General features: G+C 51.1%; 13 protein-coding genes and 1 tRNA gene. 5 read left to right on the plus strand and 9 right to left on the minus strand.

Annotated elements, in window-relative coordinates; translation table 11 throughout:
* Positions 1-197: 197 nt before the first annotated feature.
* The gene (locus tag IQ256_RS08525) at positions 198-1,772 is read right to left on the minus strand and encodes a hybrid sensor histidine kinase/response regulator (RefSeq protein WP_193855111.1); all 1,575 of its coding nucleotides are present in this window, start codon (positions 1,770-1,772) and stop codon (positions 198-200) included.
* 259 nt (positions 1,773-2,031) lie between these two features.
* Here IQ256_RS08525 and IQ256_RS08530 point away from each other — a divergent pair, with 259 nt between their 5' ends.
* Positions 2,032-5,256 (plus strand): response regulator, encoded by a 3,225-nt coding sequence (locus tag IQ256_RS08530; protein WP_193855112.1) that lies wholly within the window; start codon positions 2,032-2,034, stop codon positions 5,254-5,256.
* 91 nt (positions 5,257-5,347) lie between these two features.
* Positions 5,348-6,484 carry a response regulator gene (locus IQ256_RS08535; RefSeq protein ID WP_193855113.1) on the plus strand — a complete coding sequence of 379 codons (1,137 nt, stop codon included), beginning with the start codon at positions 5,348-5,350 and terminating at the stop codon, positions 6,482-6,484.
* Between the two features lie 67 nt (positions 6,485-6,551).
* Here IQ256_RS08535 and IQ256_RS08540 read toward each other — a convergent pair whose 3' ends face one another.
* The 6 genes from IQ256_RS08540 to IQ256_RS08565 all read right to left on the minus strand — a co-directional run bounded on the left by IQ256_RS08540 (position 6,552) and on the right by IQ256_RS08565 (position 15,143).
* Positions 6,552-7,526 carry a low-complexity tail membrane protein gene (locus IQ256_RS08540; protein WP_193855114.1) on the minus strand — a complete coding sequence of 325 codons (975 nt, stop codon included), beginning with the start codon at positions 7,524-7,526 and terminating at the stop codon, positions 6,552-6,554.
* Between the two features lie 15 nt (positions 7,527-7,541).
* Entirely contained in the window at positions 7,542-10,601 is a 3,060-nt protein-coding gene (gene infB, locus IQ256_RS08545) for a translation initiation factor IF-2 (protein ID WP_193855115.1), read from the minus strand.
* A gap of 218 nt (positions 10,602-10,819) precedes the next feature.
* Complete coding sequence (locus tag IQ256_RS08550) at positions 10,820-11,092, minus strand: YlxR family protein (RefSeq protein ID WP_193855116.1); 273 nt, start codon at positions 11,090-11,092, stop codon at positions 10,820-10,822.
* A 23-nt stretch (positions 11,093-11,115) separates the two neighbouring features.
* The gene (gene nusA / locus IQ256_RS08555) at positions 11,116-12,750 is read right to left on the minus strand and encodes a transcription termination factor NusA (RefSeq protein ID WP_228024692.1); all 1,635 of its coding nucleotides are present in this window, start codon (positions 12,748-12,750) and stop codon (positions 11,116-11,118) included.
* Between the two features lie 126 nt (positions 12,751-12,876).
* Positions 12,877-13,344, minus strand: a complete 468-nt coding sequence (rimP, locus tag IQ256_RS08560; RefSeq protein WP_193855117.1) for a ribosome maturation factor RimP — start codon at positions 13,342-13,344, stop codon at positions 12,877-12,879.
* 332 nt (positions 13,345-13,676) lie between these two features.
* Positions 13,677-15,143 (minus strand): hypothetical protein, encoded by a 1,467-nt coding sequence (locus IQ256_RS08565; RefSeq protein ID WP_193855118.1) that lies wholly within the window; start codon positions 15,141-15,143, stop codon positions 13,677-13,679.
* Positions 15,144-15,252: 109 nt separating this feature from the next.
* Here IQ256_RS08565 and IQ256_RS08570 point away from each other — a divergent pair, with 109 nt between their 5' ends.
* Positions 15,253-16,236 carry an alpha/beta fold hydrolase gene (locus IQ256_RS08570; RefSeq protein WP_193855119.1) on the plus strand — a complete coding sequence of 328 codons (984 nt, stop codon included), beginning with the start codon at positions 15,253-15,255 and terminating at the stop codon, positions 16,234-16,236.
* On the opposite strand, the gene IQ256_RS08575 is transcribed toward IQ256_RS08570, so the two are convergent.
* Entirely contained in the window at positions 16,195-16,743 is a 549-nt protein-coding gene (locus IQ256_RS08575) for a DUF1643 domain-containing protein (RefSeq protein WP_228024693.1), read from the minus strand. The two genes, IQ256_RS08570 and IQ256_RS08575, sit on opposite strands and share 42 nt — an antisense overlap.
* 65 nt (positions 16,744-16,808) lie before the next feature.
* Between IQ256_RS08575 and IQ256_RS08580 the strand changes: the two genes are divergently transcribed.
* A complete protein-coding gene (locus IQ256_RS08580) occupies positions 16,809-18,122 on the plus strand; it encodes an MFS transporter (protein ID WP_193855120.1) in 1,314 nt (437 codons plus the stop codon).
* Positions 18,123-18,241: 119 nt separating this feature from the next.
* Here IQ256_RS08580 and IQ256_RS08585 read toward each other — a convergent pair.
* Positions 18,242-18,315: transfer RNA gene (locus IQ256_RS08585), tRNA-Arg, on the minus strand.
* Between the two features lie 68 nt (positions 18,316-18,383).
* Between IQ256_RS08585 and moaC the strand changes: the two genes are divergently transcribed.
* Positions 18,384-18,908, plus strand: a 525-nt coding sequence (gene moaC, locus IQ256_RS08590) for a cyclic pyranopterin monophosphate synthase MoaC (RefSeq protein ID WP_193855121.1), incomplete at its 3' end; no start/stop codon positions are given.

An 18,908-nucleotide genomic window follows, 5' to 3' on the forward strand; every position in this document is an offset into this window, starting at 1 on the left:
TATTGTGTGGGTATTAAAACCTTAGATTTTTTACTTTTATTACAAAATACTATACTAGCGTTTTGGTCGAATAACTATCCCCAATCTAAGACCTCTGACAATCTATAGAGATATGCATGAGCTTTTGTACAGAGCCATACCTCAGCGCGCGCTCCGTGCGGACACAGGTCTTATCTCTTTGGATAGATGCATTTCACTTACCTTCGCGCGGCAGAAGCAATTGGTAAAGAGAAGTAGAAAGTAGCCCCTTCACTCACTAGACCCTCAGCCCATACGTCGCCTCGATGACGAGCCACTATACGCTTAACGCTCGCTAGTCCAATGCCCGTGCCCTCAATGACTTCATCACTGTGTGCTTTTTGAAACATGCCAAACATCCGCTCGCTCTGTTTAGCGTCAAAGCCGATGCCATTATCTTCGATAAAAAAGACAATCTTTTCTGGTAGCGTCTGCGTAGAAGGTTCTAAATCACCCATCTTTAAATCACCTGTCGTAGTGCCGATACGAATGTGAGTATCTGTCCGGCTTTGCGTGAACTTGAGCGCGTTGTCGATTAAATTTTGCCAAACGGTGACTATCAGTGTGCGATCGCAAATGACCGTTGGTAGCGGTGAAATACGCCAGTGAACACTGCGCTCTGGCATGTTGTCGGCTGCTTGAGAGACTAACTGCTGCACAACTTTGTCCATATCTACGGGCTCGTAGACCATCTCAGCGCGTCCGGTCCGAGAAAACTCTAGCAAAGCGTCAATCATTATATTTGCTCGATCAGCTAAGTCCAAGATGACTTCGAGATAGTTCCCCGCCCGCTTACCTGCTTCGTTTTGGCCAATGTCAAACTGGCTAGACTGGCTGAGCGTTTCTCCAAGTAAGTCTGCAAACCCCCTAATCTGTCTTATAGGCGTCCGCAAGTCATGAGAGACAGAATAGGCAAATAGCTCTAACTCCCTATTGATTCCTGCTAGCTGCTCAGTACGCTGTTCTACCTGCAATTCCAGGGTCTGATTTAGCTGATTTAGCGCTTGCTCTGCTTGCTTTTTCGCTGAGATATCTTCAATTAGGCCGTTGATAATCACTTTGTCATTGACCTGGCTAGGTGTGGCGATTATCTTTAGCCATAGCGACCGTTCAACTCTAGAAGATTCACTAAGCGGGGTTAGCTCAATTTCGCGAGTGTAAGGAACCCTAATGGGGCGATCGGCAGCAGCAAGTCCTTGGCCTAATGCTAGCTGCGCTGCCTCTATCGACTCTATTCCTAGCATGTTGAGCGTAGCCGCATTCGCCTCAAGCAACTGCCCTGATTGATTGGCTGTAAAGATCCCAATATCTAACTGATTGAGCAAAGACTGAAGCTGCTGCTCTAGCTCAGTGGCTTTGCGCTGAGTTTGGAACTTTCGCCAGGCAGAGCGCACCGCCTGACGGAGGCGGACAAAATGCTGTGGGGCCTTAATCACATAATCATCCAGGCCGGACTTCATCGCCTCAACAGCAATCTCCTGCGTGCCCGTATTGGTGAACATAATGACAGGACACTCAGGCAGACGTTCTTTGATGGCGCTCAGCGTCTTTAGTCCATTTGACCAACCTAGCTGAAAATCAGTAATAACAAAGTCAAAATCTGCTTTCCCTAACGCTAGGTCAAACTGCTTTTGATCGATGATTTCTTGTATAGCGATGTCTTCAAACTCGCGGTTAAGCTCGCGTTTTACGATTAGGCGATCGTTGGGATTGTCATCTATCAATAGGATGGTCTGAAGGCGAGCCTTATACATTGGTAAATTGCAGCCTTTGCTGACATAGATGCAAAACTGTTAATAATCTAAAAGCTAATAATCTAAAAAGGTCATTTATTTATTAACGCTACCTCACGTAGACACGTTATTTTAAATCGGTCAGCCTCGGTACACCATGTAATCTAACACTATGTAATATGTAATCTATCAGTGACGATGACTGCCCGGCCTAGTCCAATGAAGGATATAAACAACCCGATATCAGCGATCAAGTTCAACAGCTTAAGACAAGTCTTCTATGTCTGATCACCTGCCTGCTTTATCATCTCCTGCCAATACGACTAACTCAGCAGTGTCGGTCGAAGTCACGCTGACAAACTGCGATCGCGAGCCCATTCGTATTCCAGGCCAGATTCAGCCCCATGGACTGCTGCTAGTGCTAGCGGAAAAGACCTTAGATATTTTGCAGGTAAGTGAAAACGTTGAATCTTTTCTAGGCTTAGAACCGTCCGAATTACTAGGTCAGCCCCTTAGTCACATAGTAGAAGAACAGCAGTGTCGAGCTATTCAGCAAGCGCTACAAACGTCTGAACCATCTTCTGAACAAAGCAAGTCTATCTCTCTAGGGTTAGTAGTCTTATCTAGTGCTGCTAGACAAACTAGCGTGGTAGAAAAAGAAAAGCCGATATCCTCATTGCGTGGGCTTTTGCATGTGAGTGCAGATGCCGTCATTCTAGAGCTTGTTCTAGAAGCGGATACCATAGCGGCTTCTACTGCAAAGCATGAAGATGCAGAATCTGACGATCTATCCGCTAAGCTGCACCAAAAAGTTAGACAGTTTCAAACGGCAGATAGTCTAACAGCGCTGACCGATCAGATCGCGCAGGCGGTATCCGACTTAACCGGATTTGATCGGGTCATGGTGTATCAGTTCGCCACCGACTACAGCGGTACGGTCATTGCAGAGACAGTAGCATCGTCATTAAAAGGCTCCAGCTTTCTTGGTCTAAGGTATCCGGCGACTGATATTCCGTCCCAGGCCCGTGAACTCTACCTTCAGAACTGGTCGCGGACAATTCCTGATGTCGAGTACGAGCCAGTTAGGATCGTTCCAGAGCGGCATCCGCTGACGCACAGTCCACTCGATCTAAGCTCAGCCGTGCTAAGAAGTGTATCGCCGATGCACATAGAGTATCTACAGAACATGGGCGTGCGGGCGGCGATGTCAATTTCGCTAATCGTAGAGAACCGGCTGTGGGGCTTGATCGCTTGCCATCACTGTCAGACTAGATCAGTGAGCTTAGAAGTCCGCAATGCCTGCGAGCTGCTTGGACAGATAGCTTCTCTAGAGCTATTTCGTCAGCAGACGCTGATAGAAAAGCACTATCTAGCAGAGGTTCGTAGCATTCAGCAGCAGATTCGACAGACGTTGACGCGATCGCCTCTTGCCTATGCAATCGACTCTGCGCTCAGGCGGCACCAGCAGTCGCTATTAGCGCTAGTTCGCGCCACGGGTGCGGCTGTTGTCTTTAACGATCATAACGACCGGTTAACGTTAATAGGGGATACTCCTGCTGCCGAGAGCGTTCAAGCGCTAGCAACGTGGCTAGTACAGAAGCGACAGGAGGTTTACTGTACCCACTCGCTTGTACAAGATTTTGTGCTGCCTGAGCCTGAACAGAACTGTGCTTGTGGATTGCTTAGTATCTCCATCTTTTTATCTCAATCTTCTTACCACGTGCTGTGGTTTAGGCCCGAGCTAGTTCAATCAGTCGAATGGGGTGGCGACCCCTCAAAGCCATCGACTGTCGCTGAAGACGGCAGCTTGAATCTGACGCCGCGTCAGTCGTTCGAGCGCTGGAAAGAATCAGTACATGGTCAATCGCTCCCTTGGCAAAGTAATGAAGTCGCCGCCGCGCAAGAGCTGCGTTCGACGTTGCTATTAGCGGCGCTAGAATTCTCTCAAGCATCGCTAAAACAAGCTGCTAGCAGAGCGCATATTGCCAGTCAGGCGAAGAGCCAGTTTCTAGCAAAGATGAGCCATGAGCTGAGGACGCCGCTCAACGCGATTCTAGGCTTTACCCAACTGCTGCACTATCACGAATCACTGTCTCCTGAACAGCGTGATCGTCTAAATATCATCAACCGTAGCGGCGAGCATTTGCTATCGCTGATTAACGACGTTCTAGAAACTTCTCGAATCGAGGCCGGGCAGCTCAGACTGAACGAGAGCTGTTTTGACCTGCATCAGTTTATCAAGTCGATACGAGAGATGCTGACGCTGCGAGCCAGCAATAGGAATCTCCTATTTAAGGTAGACCAAACTCCTCAAGTTCCTAAATATGTATGGGGAGATGAGATCAAGCTCAAGCAAGTGGTGATCAATCTTGTCGGCAATGCAATTAAGTTCACCAACCACGGAGAAGTCAAACTGAGCGTTTCCCGCTTGTCAGAAGCGGATGAATCGCCCGTTGCAAAGCCAACAGAGACGCAAGAAGAAGAACTAACTAGTGAGATAGAAGGCGCAAGCACATCTGACAGAATACCTGAAACTGCTTGCATTCAATTCGAGGTGAATGATACTGGCTGTGGCATCAAAGCTGAGAATATCGAGACTATCTTCGAGCCCTTCAAACAGACTGAGGCAGGTCGCCAGGCACACGAAGGTACAGGGCTAGGGCTTTTGATTAGTCGCCAAAATGCGCGGCTGATGGGCGGAGATATCAAAGTACACTCTCAACTGGGCCAAGGCTCATCGTTTGTTTGCCAAGTTCAACTGGGCTTGCGAACAGCGAACGATCTCACCACGCCAAAGCAGCCGCTACGCCGAGTTGTGGCGCTAGCCAAAGATCAAAGAAACTATCGGATTCTAGTCGTCGAAGATGTGGTTGAGAATCGACAATTGCTAGTCTCTCTGCTGACGACTGTAGGCTTTGATGTCCGAACTGCTAACAATGGTAAAGAGGCCGTAGACATCTGGCGGCAATGGCATCCTGACTGCATTTGGATGGATCTGTACATGCCTAAGATGAATGGATACGAGGCAGCTCAGCAGATTCGCGCCGAGCAAGCGGCTACCGACTCTACTTCTCCCCCGGTGATCATCGCGCTGAGTGCTTCTGTGATCGATCACTTTCGCAGCGATTTAGTCAATCTTGGGTTTGATGACTATATATCCAAACCCTTCAAAATCAATGTTATTTTTGAGAAAATGGCCGACCATATGGGCGTTCGCTACCAATATGCAGACAAAGATAGTAGCGCCACGGCTATCGATACATTGCCAGCGGTAGTCCTGCCGACAGAACCAGAACAGATGGCAGCATTGCGATCGCAGTTGCTAGCCCAACCCAGAGATTGGCAAACTGACTTCCATCGTGCGGTCCTAGGCGCTAGAGAGAGCCGGATAGAACAGCTAACCCAGCAGCTATCATCGAAAGCCCTCGCCGATTCACTGCGAGCCTGTTTAGAACAGCTCCGATTTGACTTACTACAGCAGCTAGTTGAACCGCTATCGCGTTAGCCCTGACCAAAAGCTAATCTCAGCCAAAAGGAGCTTGTAATCTACCTAGTGCTACCCCGTATACTCGTTTGATAATGTTCAATCTTAATACATGACTTCGGCCCGCGATTTGCGAACGATTGGCGATATCTTGATCGTTGACGATCAGCCTGAGAACTTACAGCTGCTCTCCGATACCTTGAGTCGTCAAAGCTATGAACTACGCCGCGTACTAAGTGGACAGCTAGCGATTCAGGTAGCGCAGTTCGACCCGCCTGACTTGATCTTGCTAGATATTCGTATGCCAGGTATGGATGGGTACGAAGTTTGCCGTCAGCTTAAAGCTAATGAGCAAACACAAGATATTCCTATCATCTTTTTGAGCGCCCTAGATGACCCGATCGACAAGGTAAAAGCATTCGATGCTGGTGGCGCTGACTATGTATCTAAGCCCTTTCAGATTCCTGAAGTGCTGGCTCGGGTACGCCATCAGCTACAGATTAGACAGCTTCGGGCGCAAGCCGAAGAGCAGCAGCAGCAGCTTCTAGAGAAAGCTCAAGCGCTAGAGACGGCAAATCAAGAGCTAGAGTTCTTTTCCTCATCCGCTTCCCACGATCTCACCGCACCTTTGCGAGGGCTTCAGAGCCTATCAGAAGTTCTCATAGAAGACTATGGCGATCGCCTCGACGAGATTGGTCAAACGTATCTACATCGGATCAGATCGACTGCTATTGAGATGGACTTATTGCTGAAGACGCTGTTGGACTACAGCCGGATGAGCCGCACCGAGTTTTCAGTCGGCCCAGTTTCACTGCAAACTGTTGTCGATAACACGCTCCATGCTCTGCGCTCTAACATTGAGAGCAGTGGGGCTAGCATTGAAGTTCAGCCGAATCTACCTGTTGTTGTTGGATTCTCTTTAATTCTAGAAAGGATGGCTATCAATCTGTTGAATAATGCGCTGAAGTACGTCGAACCAGGCAACTCGCCGAGAGTTTATATCGGGGCAGAAAAGAATCAACAAACCGTTCGCTGGTTTTTCCAAGATAATGGCATTGGCATCAACGAAGAGGATCAGGCTCGGATCTTTAAGCCATTTGAGCGCTTACACGGTCGCGAGTCCTATCCGGGTACAGGGTTTGGACTCGCTATCGTACAGCGTGGAATCGTCCGGCTAGGCGGTTGCTGTGGAGTGGACTCTACGGTAGGGGAGGGCAGTCGTTTTTGGATAGAGCTACCGGCCAGCTAGGATAGCTGAAGTGAAGAACCGGTACGGCAAATTGCTGTATCAATAACCTTAATAGAGAGTTTTCTATTCATTCTGTAGTCGGAAAATCTTCTTCTGGTTCAGGCGGAAGCTTTTCAGGAATGATAACCTCTATTTCATCATCTTCATCTAGTGCTGGTTTATCCACTGTTGATTCTAGAACTTCTGTCGGTTCGTCCGATTCGTCAGTAGGTTCTGTATTTTCTGGAATCTCTTCGCTTAGGGCTTCTGACTCTAGCAAAACTGAGTTTGGCTCAATTTCTGATGTAGTCGACTCATGCACTGCTTGGGTCGGTTTATCAGAGTCTTCTTCTGATTCTTCTGGTTTTAACTCTTCTATTTCCGGCGCTTCTATTTTTGGTTCATCTATTTCTGGTTCTTTTAATTGTTCTTCTAGTTTAATGTCCTTTGATTCTTTTTCTTCTAATTCAAGTTCTTTCGATTCGAGAGGAGCAGATTCAGGTAAAAGTTTGTTGAGTCTAATCCCTAGAATGAGAAAGTCGGTGGCGATCGCACCTTCCTCAACCGCAGGCACCCGCTTCAAAGCATCTGGGCCAATCAGCAGCGCTCTACCAGCACTAACCGAAATTTGCATAAATGTAGAGGCGATGAAAAACGCGATCGCACCCCAGAACAAACCAGCCCTAGGCTTCAGCATCGGACTAACCTGCGGCAGCATCACATAGATTTTCACCAGCAGCCACAGCGAAAAGGCAGCGACTAGGACAGCTAGCGCTTTGATTTGCCAAGACTTAAAGATCTGTAGGCAACGCCGCTGGTCTTCGGTGAGAGCAGCGGGCCTTAGCGCCGATGGCGGCAGGCTAAAGATATAAAAGGGCTTGAGCCACTGCATCGCTAGAGCTGGGAGAATACCGAGCAGTGCGATCGCCCAAAACTGCCATCCAAAAGGCAAAGCAGGCCCCGCCGAAGCAAGCCCTGCTAAGCAAACGTCTAGCAGCAGGGGTACAAACGCCAGACCGGCAAAATGTACCCAAAGATAGCGATTTTGCTGCAACTCAATCATCGCCATGCAGACGCTTTACGCCCGCGCTAACGTCCGTCGCTGCGACACCATCTTGAAGGCGTCAATGATATCGCCTTCCTTCCAGTTATTAAAGCCGCCAACCGCGATACCACACTCAAAGCCAGCATTGACCTCTTTAGCATCGTCCTTCATCCGCTTCAGCGAATCGAGGTTGCCTTCGTAGACAACTTCACTTCCCCTAGTCACTCGGACTCGGCAGTTGCGAGTTACCTTGCCAGAGAGCACGTAGCAGCCAGCCACTGTACCTTTCCGAACTGGGAAGACCGCGCGAACTTCTACCTGACCCAGTGGCTCTTCAACCAGCTCGGGCTCTAGCAGACCTTCCATCGCGCCTTCGATATCTTCTAACAGCTTGTAGATGATGTCGTAGTCTTGGATGTCCACGCCCATATTGTCGGCTTCTAGGCGGGCACTGTTTGAAACCGTCGTGTTGAAGCCAATAATCACCGCGCCGCTAGCTGCCGCCAAATCGACATCAGTCTCACTGATTTCACCTGGCGCAGCCATCAGCACCCGAATTTGCACCTCATTTTGAGGCAGCTGCTGCAAGGAACCTAGAATCGCTTCCAAAGAACCCTGTACGTCTGCTTTGAGGATTAAATTCAATTCCTTGAGCTCACCTTCCTTGGCCTGCTCAGATAGAGAGTTGAGCGTAACTCGGCGAGACGCCATTGTCTGCGCTAGGCGAGACTGACGCTGCTCAATTGCCTTTTCATCGGCAGCCGCACGGGCATCGCGCTCTTCTGAATACACCTCGAACTCTTCACCCGCTGGCGGCACGTCGTTTAGACCTAGCACCTCCACCGCAAAAGAAGGATTCACCGCTTCAGAGCGATGGCCGCGATCGTCCACCATGGCTTTGACCCGGCCAAAGACAGGGCCTGCCGCAAAGGCGTCGCCGATCTTCAGCGTGCCGTTTTGAACTAGCAGCGTCGCCACTGGGCCACGCGCTTTGTCTAGGTGCGCCTCGATCACGGTACCGCGAGCTAGACGCTCAGGGTTGGCCTGCAAGTCCTCGACTTCAGCGACTAGCAGCAACATCTCTAGGATGGTGTCTACGTTCTCGCCGGTAATCGCACTGACTGGCACCATAATGGTGTCACCGCCATATTCTTCAGGCACTAGCTCATATTCCATCAGCTCTTGCTTGACTCGATCGGGGTTGGCGGCTTCTTTGTCGATTTTGTTGATAGCAACCACAATCGGCACGCCTGCGGCCTTAGCGTGGCTAATGGCCTCAATTGTCTGTGGCCTGACACCGTCATCGGCAGCCACGACCAGAATCGCAATGTCAGTAACCCGCGTACCCCGCGCTCGCATCGCGGTAAAAGCTTCGTGACCCGGCGTATCTAGAAAGACAATTTGGCCAGACTTGCGATCGCTGTTGGGGTTGGACTTTAGATCGACGTGATAAGCACCGATATGTTGCGTGATACCACCGGCTTCACCTTCTGTGACCTTGGCCTGACGGATGTAGTCGAGCAGACTGGTTTTGCCGTGGTCTACGTGGCCCATAATGGTGACCACAGGCGGACGAGCTACCAGGTTGTCGAAGTCGGCATCGTCAATCATCTCGGTGACTTTGCGAGCCTCCGGCGCTTCTTCAGCGGTGACCGCTTCGACATCAAACTCAGTAGCCACCATTTCAGCGGTCGGCATGTCTAAAGTCTGGTTGACGTTGGTTGCGATTCCTTTAAAGAACAGCAGCTTGATGATGTCGGTCTGAGGAACTGCGAGCTGCTCGGCTAGATCGTGGACGCTGATTCCACCTGTCAAGACGATCATCTCCGGCTTCTCAGGCACGGCCTCCTGTCTACGCTCGCGGCGTTCACGACGAGAAGGCGTCCGCTGCTTTGACTTTTTGGTAGTCGGCGCAGGTTTCGCCTGACGCTGCCCTTTGGGTTTGGGCGGACGCATCAGCGAGATGCTCATCTGCTCTTGTGAAACATCGGTGCTAGCTGACTCTAGGTCTTCAAAGTCATCGTCGTCGTCAATGATGACCCGCTGACGCTTGGTCTTAGTGACCTTCTTGGGCCGAATTTCTTCTTCCTCTTCTTCTCCAGCAGTGCGATCGCGTCGCTTAGGAGGACGAGGCGCACTAGGCCGGCGCAGCTCTAGCGTCGGATCGGCAAACGACTGATCGTCATCACCGTCGGTTTCTTCATCGGTATCAGTGCTCTCAACTGCCGTCTTTCTAGAGACCGGACGCCGCAGTTCCAAGACGGGCTTTTTAGGCGCGGGCGGCGCAGATGAGCCGTTGTCTCCACCCCCATCTAGCCGAGGGCGACCCGGACGAGACTCTCTAGGAGCATCCTCATCAGAGCGGCCAGAACCACTGCGATCGCGTTTCAAAACAGGCCGAGCCACCCGGCTGCTTCTATCGTCGTCATCGCTTCTGTCTGCAGCAGGCTTGTTTGCAGGGCGTGAAGGTGGCGCGACCAAACGGGGCTTGAGCTGATCTGGGCGAGTAGCCCCAGAAGTCGTAACGATCCGCTCTGGCGACGGTGCGGCTGGCTTAGAAACTTCGCGCGGCGGAGCGGCTGGCGCAACTGGCGTAGCCACATTATTAGCACTATCGGCAGACGGGTCAGCAGACGAGCTGCTAGCAACGGTGGCGCTACTGCCCGGCCTAGGCGGTGGGGCCGATAGCGTTGGAGCTTTAGGCGCAGCTGGCTTGGCGGCAGAGCTACTAGGCTTAGCTGACGAAGCCGATGAGGATGAGGCTGAACGATTCGCGTCAGGCGGCGTCGCTGGCTTAGGATAGCGGCGAATTTCTAAGATCTGCTGCTCGCGAGGACGAACGGGCTTGGCTACTGGTTTGGCACCGGGGCTGCGAGTAGGCTTATTGACTTTGGAAGGACGCGCGGCGCGGCTGGCGGGCTTATAGTCAGATGAAGTTGCCACTTTTCTAATCTGATCGGCATCTTCATCGGAAATCGTGCTGCTATGGCTTTTGACCGCAATATTCAAATTTTTCGCGATCGCCAAAATATCCTTGTTTTCTAGTTCTAAATCCTTTGAAAGCTCATAAATTCTCACTTTGCCTTTGTTCATCCTTATCCTCTTAAGACCTGACTTGACGAATGTGTTTTACATAAGACCTTTTGCCCTTATCGAATCAACACGCTTGGCCCTTTAGCATAAATCAAAAGCATAGAGTAAAGCGGTTGCTGCTCTATAACTTTAATACAGCAATGTACTTTGACTCATGCTCTCGTGCTTGATTGGCGAGCACTTATTCTAATCAATACATTCCGTAATGTGGGCTAGCGTTATCCTAATTTGCCTGATGACTGGCTTTGCAGTCTGTTTTCTAAGGTTTGATAGATTTCGGACGGGACTGCTGTTCTTAGCGCTTTGGCTAAGCGGTTTTTCTTCTTGGCAGCGCCAAGACAGTTAGCGTTAGGACAAAGGTAAGCAGAGCGCCCTATCCCATAGTCTAGCTGTATTTTACGGTGGGGGTAGGTGCGGACTACTCGCCATAAATGATTGCGGTGAGCCGTCTGCCGGCAGCTCACACACAGACGATGATTTTTCTCTGCCATTTCTCTCTACCGTCCTTTGGCATCTACTCTGCTTCAACAGCGTCTGCTTCAACAGCGTCTGCTTCAACAGCGTCAGCAACCTCAACGATAGGCTCAGCGTCTGCTTGCGAATCGGCGATCGCAGCTTCTACCTCACTTTCTTCAGAGACTGCCTCTGCTGCCGACTCTTCTGAGACTACCCCTGTCTCTTCGACACTAGCTGGCGCTACCTCTTCAGCATACAGACCGTCGCTTTCATACCCAGCCGCTTCATAATCTGCCGCAGTCGCCTCTGCCGATTCCGCCTGTGCTGCTGCTTCCGCAGCTTGCGTAGCTGCCCGGATAGCTCTTAGCTCCTCCACATCAATTCCCGCTTCAGCCGCCTCAGCCGCCAGCTTTTTCTCTTCGGCCACCGCTCTAGCTTTTGCTCGCCATTCTTCTGCCTCTGCAATTTCTGCGGCCTCTTCTGCCGCCAGCCTTTCGGCTTCTTCGGCTGCTAGCCTTCTCGTTTCAGCAATTTCAGCCATCTTCTGGTTTTCAGCCTCGTAGTCATACTTAGCCGAATCTTTGATGTCTATCTTCCAGCCGGTCAGCCGCGCCGCTAGGCGAACGTTCTGGCCTTCTTTACCAATCGCTAAGCTCAGCTGATCTTCAGGAACTAATACATGGGCCTGTCGACCTTCAGAATCCATCAGGCGAACTTCATCTACTCGCGCTGGGCTCAGACCATTGGAGATGTAGGTAGAGGGATCGGGCGACCAGCGGATCACATCTATCTTTTCACCGCGTAGCTCATTGACCACTACTTGAATTCGCGAGCCCCTAGCACCAATACAGGCACCGACTGGATCGACATCACTTTCAGCGGTATCAACGGCGATCTTCGTCCGAGGCCCTACCGAGCGAGAAGGCGGATTTGCCTCGCGCGCAACCGCCACGATTCTGACGACTTCGTCTTCAATCTCAGGAACTTCGTTAGAAAACAGCTCAACCACTAGGCTAGCATCGGACCTGGACACCAGAAGCTGCGGACCTCGATGAGATCCTTCTGAAACCCGCTTAAGCGCAACGCGAAAAGTAGCATTGGCGCGGTAGTTATCGTTGGGTAGCTGGTCGCGCTTTAGCAGTTCGGCTTCGGTATCGGGCTGACCAATGCCGCTGCTAACGGCCATGATCACAGACTGCCGCTCAAACCGCAGCACTCTGGCATTCAAAATCGAACCTTCTAGATCTTGAAATTCCTCTTGAATCAGACGGCGCTGCTGATCGCGTAGCTTTTGGGCTAGTACCTGTTTGGTTTGGATCGCAGCCATACGGCCAAAGTCTTCCTTCTTCTCTGGGGTAACGTCTAGTACTACCTGGTCTCCAGCTAAAGCTTCAGGGGCAACTTCTTGTACGGCCCTTAGCCCAATCTGATGATCGACATTTTCGACATCTTCAACGATAGTTTTCTCGGCTAGCACTCGGAAGCCTTCTTCTTCTACGTCTAACTGCACATCAAAGTTATCGAAGTATTCTTCATCGAACTGAGCGTTCATCTCTTGGGTTCGACGATAGCGTTCGTAGCCTTTTAGTAGAGCTTCTTGCAGGGCTAGCTCCACGGCTGACTCCGGCAGATTTCGCTGCTGGCTGATGCTCTTTATCATGTCTTGCAAACCGGGCAACTGTACCATTGACATTGAAGATGACCTCTCTAAAGGATATAAATAACGTTGATTGTGCTTAGCTTCGCTCTATCGTGACTAACGCCAGTAGATACCAACGCTAGTAGATACCAAAACTGTTTAACCGACTGTCTGTAGATTTCAAGCCTCTTCAGTACTGAGCTGCACAGACTGCACTAAGGATCTAGGGATTTTAATGGGTCTGCCTTTAAGAGTGAGCGATAGTTTCTCTTCGTCGCGGCCCACTAAACTGCCTTGCCAAACCAGCTTGTTTTTGTGGGGCTCGCTGAGCTTGACTTCAACTGGGAAGCCTTTGAAGACTTGGAAGTCGCGATCGCTCGACAGAATATCAGACACGCCTGGGCTAGATACTTCGAGCACATAGGCATCTGGGATCAGCTCGGATTCATCTAGAGCCTCAATCAGCGCCACACTTAGCCGTTCGCAGTCGTCTAGGCCAGTGTCTTCCTGAGCGGGATTGCGTACGTCTACACGCAAAATAGGTGGGCTTTGATTGGTTTGAAATACCGCATCGACAATCTCTAAACCAACCTGGTTGGCAATCGGCGCGGCCAGCTCAATAACCTGAGGAATTAAAGGATGCGTCATAAAACGGCCCAGAGGACAAAATCCTAGGGAAAACAATCAGCAAAAAACAACCAATAAAAAAAGCGGGCTCCTAGAGAAGCTCCCACTTTTCGCAGCGGTCCGAATGGACCAGACGAATTAGGCCAGACAAATAGTCAACCGCAGGCGTTGACTAACTCTGAAGCAGTTGCTTGTCTTGGCTAATGGCTATCAAGTCGGCTATCAAACCGCTGCTGACCCAGCCAAATGTAGAAACTGCGTAAAACATAGTCTAGCGCATGGATTGCGAAAGGCGCGGTTTTAGTACCTTCGATCTTCTGTAGTGTTCTTTCTACAGTGTTTGATCCATCGCGTTACATAGAAGAGGGTGGGATGGGTCGACGCGATCGCCCAGTCGCTTCATACAGCCGATAGCGAGATGCCTCTAACTGATCGGCTTCTTCGGCAGCGAGCCGATCTACATAGTTGATCTTGATTTCTTCGAGCAGGTCTACGACCAGAGTGCGAATTTCAGCCAATGTCTCTTCTTGGCGCAGTTCACTCCGCAGTTGATTGCCGAAGCTCGCCACCAGATTACCGGCGAGCTCGCCCCCTTTCTCATCAGCTAGGGCGCTCTGCAAAGCCGAGTTCAAGGTTTTAGATAGCTCAGCAACTATCTGCCCGGAAATTTGGCTGGTAAATCCTTCAAAGCCTGGCATCACGCTCAGTCCTTGATAGGCCGGAGCCTGATGCAAAGCGCTGACTACGCTGTGCTGCAAAAGCGCATCTAGCTCAGGCTTTACCTTCGGCAAGACTTGGTAGACCACCGTATCAGACAGATGCTTAGCGATGGTTTGCACTTCATCGACGCCGTTGATATCGACGTACTGATTGCGATCTGTCGCCGTCAAAAGCCAGCGGCTAATTGCCCCTTCACGGATCAGTCTTTGCATCTGATCGATTGTTCGCAGTAGCACGATCTCAGTTAGCTCTACGGCAAACTGGCTGACTATCGCCCGGCTGACGCGGTTACGAGCGGGCTCTAGATCTATCCAGCGGGCCCGATGTAGTCGCACGGTGACTGGGATAATCCGCAGCCAGCGCCAAAAGCCCAGAAACATCGGCACGTCATATACCCGCCACAGCATGGCATCTAGCCAGCTAGTGCCAAAGCGACGACGGCTCAGCACATAGGTTCGAGCCAAGAATTCGGCGGCAAATAAGGCCATGAACCAAATGTCTATTCGCCAAAACAAATCGATGGGATTGCCACGTTCATTAATGCCGCGATAGTAGTTAGTCTCCATTAGCGGTCTGATTTCTTCGTCAAAAAAAGCAATGCTTTCGGATAAGTCCGAATCGCTATTAGACACTGGTTCACCTTGCCAAAATTCACTAAAAGCAGCTTTAGATGAGTCTTCGTCCATGCGATCGCGCATCTCATTCTTGATCTGCTCTAAGGTGCCAGACTTGTTGGCAACAGCAAAGGGGTCTTCATCGATCATGGCCACGCTTTGCTCTCTTAGCTGAGCTAATAGCCTATCTACACTCAACTGTTCGGCGGGCGTATCGACGCCATCTGCAACCCGCGCCGATAGCTGATCGACTACGGCTAAATAGGCCGTCGTTGTTCGCTCCGGCTCAATTCCTTTCAGCTTTTCTCCATACCAGATTGTGGCGTTTGGTATTACCTCTAGATACAGATCGCGAAAGCGAATGTAGCTAAGATCAAATAGAACCAAAACAAGATTGACCAATGCAATCATCGCCATTACCCGTTCGAACCAGGTAACGGTAGGGCTGATTTTTGCACGGCGCGGTTTGATCAGAGATAGCCTCATGCGATCGCTCCAAAGATAGAGATAAAGCCAAAAATATGCCTATGACAGCAGTCTTCTATTGACCACGATAGACTAAACATAAAGACATTTACTTTTCTTTACAGTTCTCATGGTTGCTACCGCTCCCGAACCCGTCACCTCTGCTGTTCCTTACGCTGTTCCACCGGCCCACAATGGTGCCTACTGGACTTGGGCTGGCTACCGAATCCACTATGTACATGCTGGAGAGGCGCTTAGGTCTGACCACCCAGAAAGACCGCCACTGCTATTCATCCACGGCTTCGGCGCATCAACTGACCACTGGAGAAAAAATATCTCTGGGCTACAGGACCAGTTCGAGGTGTATGCGCTTGATCTAATCGGATTTGGCCGCTCGTCCAAACCTAGTAGTGGCTACAGTCCTCAGCTCTGGCGCGATCAAATTTCGAGTTTCATCAAAGATATCGTCGGCAAGCCTGTCGTTGTCGCCGGTAATTCTATCGGGGGCTACAGCAGCCTGTACACGGGCGCAACCTGCCCAGCAGAGGTCGTGGGCGTCTGTATGCTCAACGGCGTGGGGGCTTTTAGCGAGCAGCAGTCGGACCAAGCACCTAATCCTTTTAGGGCGGCAATTGGGCAGATGGTTAAGACCGTTGTGCTCTCACCTTTACCGAGCTGGGTTGTTTTCCAGTTTGTCCGCAAAAAGTCATATATCCGCAGAACGTTAGAGCAGGTGTATGTGAACAAAGAAGAAGTCACTGAACAACTGGTTGAAGATGTCTACAGGCCAGCCACCGATCCCGAAGCGCCTGCGGCATTTGCTGCCTTGTTCAAAGCAGAACGAGGCGAGTATGTAGACGTTTTGCTCTCACAGATGCGCTGTCCACTTCTGTTGATTTGGGGAGATGCCGACCCCTGGATGAATACCTACAGTCGCGGCGAATTGTTTCAAAAGCACTACGCAAATCTAGAGGAGCATCACATCAACGCGGGGCACTGCCCCCACGACGATGCGCCAGCCGAGGTCAACGCTTTGCTAAGTGAGTGGGTAATGACAAAAGTCGTGGGCGATTCAGCTAATCAAGTGGCGGGGAACTGGGTACCGTTGGGGTAAGACGCTGCGGCTGATGTACAGCGGATGGCGCGGTTGACCAGAGCGGTTGAGCTGGAGGTAGGTGAGCTTCGCCCAATGCGGCGTTAGAAGCGTCAAAATGGTGCGATCGCGCCCCGCCAAACTGCCCCAATTGCCCCAAGCTAAGACTACTTGATCCGCTTCCTCCACAGTCTGCAGCAGATAGCGATCGTTCTGATCTCCAATGGGATCTTCTGCCTGATTTAATGCCTGCTTTAATTGCGCCGGATGTGGCGTGCGATAGCCAAATAAGTTCACAACCTCAAGCGCTGCGTACTGCCAGCGCTGAGCAAACTGCGTGCAGGCCCTCAGCGTAGGGTCATCACGACTAGCATCCGCCTGACTGGGATTGAGCATGACAAACGCGACAGAGCTGCCCCCCGGTTGCCACCGTCTGCCCAGGCAATATCGATATTTGCCAGTCTGATCGAAGACTGCCGTCCTTTCGATCAGATCGCTACCCGGCGCGCGACTAGAAGATTTGCTCATCTTTCAAATATCTACGATCACAGGCCACAACATCTATCACCACTCATACTTACCAGGGCAGTCATTTGAACGCATTTCGCAAGTTAGAACCAGAGCTTCAACGCAACTTAATTATCTTCTTTTGTGCCTCGCTATGCTTTTGGGGCGGATTGGCGGGCATGATTCCCAATCTGGCTCTGTACGTGGGCAGCTTTGGCGCTAGCAATCAGGAAATTGGCTGGGTGATGGCATCTTTTGCCGTCGGCCTGCTGTTTTTTCGCCCGCGCATGGCCAGACTGACCGACCAAGTAGGCCGCAAGCCAGCGCTGCTGACGGGTGTTTTGGTGATTGCGATCGCCCCCGCTTTGTATCTGGCGGTCGGGCTATTGCCCCAGACAATCTGGGTACTGCCCATCCTGGGCTGGCAAATTAAAAGCGTCACCGTTTTGCTAGGTCTAGTACGGATGTTTCATGGCCTCAGTGTCGCGGCATTTTCGACAGCGTATACAGCGGCAGTGGCCGATTTGGCCCCGCCTCAGCATCGCGGTGAGCTAATCAGTACGATGAGCCTTGCTAGTCCGGTCGGTATGGCCCTAGGCCCGGCACTAGGCGGCTATCTATCCGGCAGTTTTGTGCTGGCTTTTCTGACGATGACAGGGATGGGAAGCATTGGAACGCTGTGCGTTTTATCCGCGAAAGAGCCCGCCCGAGTAGACACGCTGCAGCTAGAACAGACCGAAGGAACCGCCGTTCAAAAAAGCATTCGGCCTGAGAATACTCCTTTCTGGAGCCTGCTGCTGACGCCGCCCATTCGGATTCCAGCGCTGATTCTACTAATGGTGGGGATTGCCTTCGGCTCTTTAGTTACCTTCGTGCCTTTGTATGTGCAAGACCAGGGATGGGCATTCAATATTGGACTGATTTATACGGCAAGTGCGATCGCCTCTTTCTCTATTCGCACGCTCACCGGCAGGGCTAGCGATCGCCTTGGCAGAGGCCGATTTATCAGTCTAGGTATCTTCTGCTACACCCTTTCAATGTTTACGCTGTGGCTATCTGATACGCCAGAGACGCTGCTGCTCGCAGGACTGTTCCAAGGCGCAGGCAGCGGCACTACCATTCCTATCATCGCCGCTCTCATGGCCGATCGATCGCAGCCTAATCAGCGGGGTCTGACCTTCGGCCTGTGCATGACAGGATTCGATCTAGGCATTGCCTTAGCCGGACCTCTGATGGGGAGCATCGCCGACTACACTGGCAGCTACGCGATTGTCTTTGCGATCGCTGGCTTGATGACTTCACTGGGTCTGATTATTTTCATCACCACTTCTAGCAAAGATATTGCTCATTCAATCCGCTTTGCTCTCAACGGTGGCCGTGACGTCTATGCCATCAAGTGAAGGCGATTAAGTGAAGAGCATCACCCGATAGGCAGCTCAAAGATAGGGTTCCAAAAGTCAGTAAAAAACAAAAAAACGGCGACAGATTGTTGAAAATCCATCACCGTTTTTTCTGTAAGCGAGCCTGGAGAGATTTGAACTCCCGACACCGTAGTTCGTAGCCACGTGCTCTAGTCCACTGAGCTACAGGCCCACATCGGGTTTTAATATTAGCACAAGACCAGCGTATCCTAGCGGCCCAAACTCCATATTATTTTCGTCATGACAAAACCAGATATGAGCCCAGATACCGAGCCAGCTAACGGCCCAGCACTCACCCATCTAGACAGTCAAGGGCAAGCCCAAATGGTAGATGTTTCGACGAAGGCGACCAATGTGCGGCAGGCTACGGCGACCGGATCGATCGCTATGCGGGCGGCAACGCTAGCAGCTATCCAATCTGGCAATGCGCCCAAAGGAGATGTCATCGGTACCGCCAGGCTCGCTGGCATTATGGCCGCCAAACAAACGTCCATGCTCATTCCGCTTTGTCATCCGTTGCCTCTTAAGAAAATAGAAGTCAATATAGAGCCCGATAGCGATCTACCCGGCTATCGCATTGACGCCACCGTCAAAACAAAGTCTGAAACCGGCGTAGAAATGGAGGCTCTGACCGCCGTCTCGGTCGCGGCCCTTACCCTATACGACATGGCAAAGGCGCTGGAAAAATCTATGTGCATCGGCGATATTCACCTAGTCGAAAAAATTGGCGGCAAATCCGGTCATTGGCAAAAGCAACCCTCACCC

It is taken from the genome of cf. Phormidesmis sp. LEGE 11477, assembly GCF_015207105.1.
Classification (GTDB): domain Bacteria; phylum Cyanobacteriota; class Cyanobacteriia; order Phormidesmidales; family Phormidesmidaceae; genus Phormidesmis.

Coding starts and splice junctions, on each gene's coding strand:
- IQ256_RS08525 (WP_193855111.1), bottom strand. CDS start 1,772: ATGTATAAGGCTCGCCTTCAGACCATCCTATTGATAGATGACAATCCC.
- IQ256_RS08530 (WP_193855112.1), top strand. CDS start 2,032: ATGTCTGATCACCTGCCTGCTTTATCATCTCCTGCCAATACGACTAAC.
- IQ256_RS08535 (WP_193855113.1), top strand. CDS start 5,348: ATGACTTCGGCCCGCGATTTGCGAACGATTGGCGATATCTTGATCGTT.
- IQ256_RS08540 (WP_193855114.1), bottom strand. CDS start 7,526: ATGATTGAGTTGCAGCAAAATCGCTATCTTTGGGTACATTTTGCCGGT.
- infB (WP_193855115.1), bottom strand. CDS start 10,601: ATGAACAAAGGCAAAGTGAGAATTTATGAGCTTTCAAAGGATTTAGAA.
- IQ256_RS08550 (WP_193855116.1), bottom strand. CDS start 11,092: ATGGCAGAGAAAAATCATCGTCTGTGTGTGAGCTGCCGGCAGACGGCT.
- nusA (WP_228024692.1), bottom strand. CDS start 12,750: ATGTCAATGGTACAGTTGCCCGGTTTGCAAGACATGATAAAGAGCATC.
- rimP (WP_193855117.1), bottom strand. CDS start 13,344: ATGACGCATCCTTTAATTCCTCAGGTTATTGAGCTGGCCGCGCCGATT.
- IQ256_RS08565 (WP_193855118.1), bottom strand. CDS start 15,143: ATGAGGCTATCTCTGATCAAACCGCGCCGTGCAAAAATCAGCCCTACC.
- IQ256_RS08570 (WP_193855119.1), top strand. CDS start 15,253: ATGGTTGCTACCGCTCCCGAACCCGTCACCTCTGCTGTTCCTTACGCT.
- IQ256_RS08575 (WP_228024693.1), bottom strand. CDS start 16,743: ATGAGCAAATCTTCTAGTCGCGCGCCGGGTAGCGATCTGATCGAAAGG.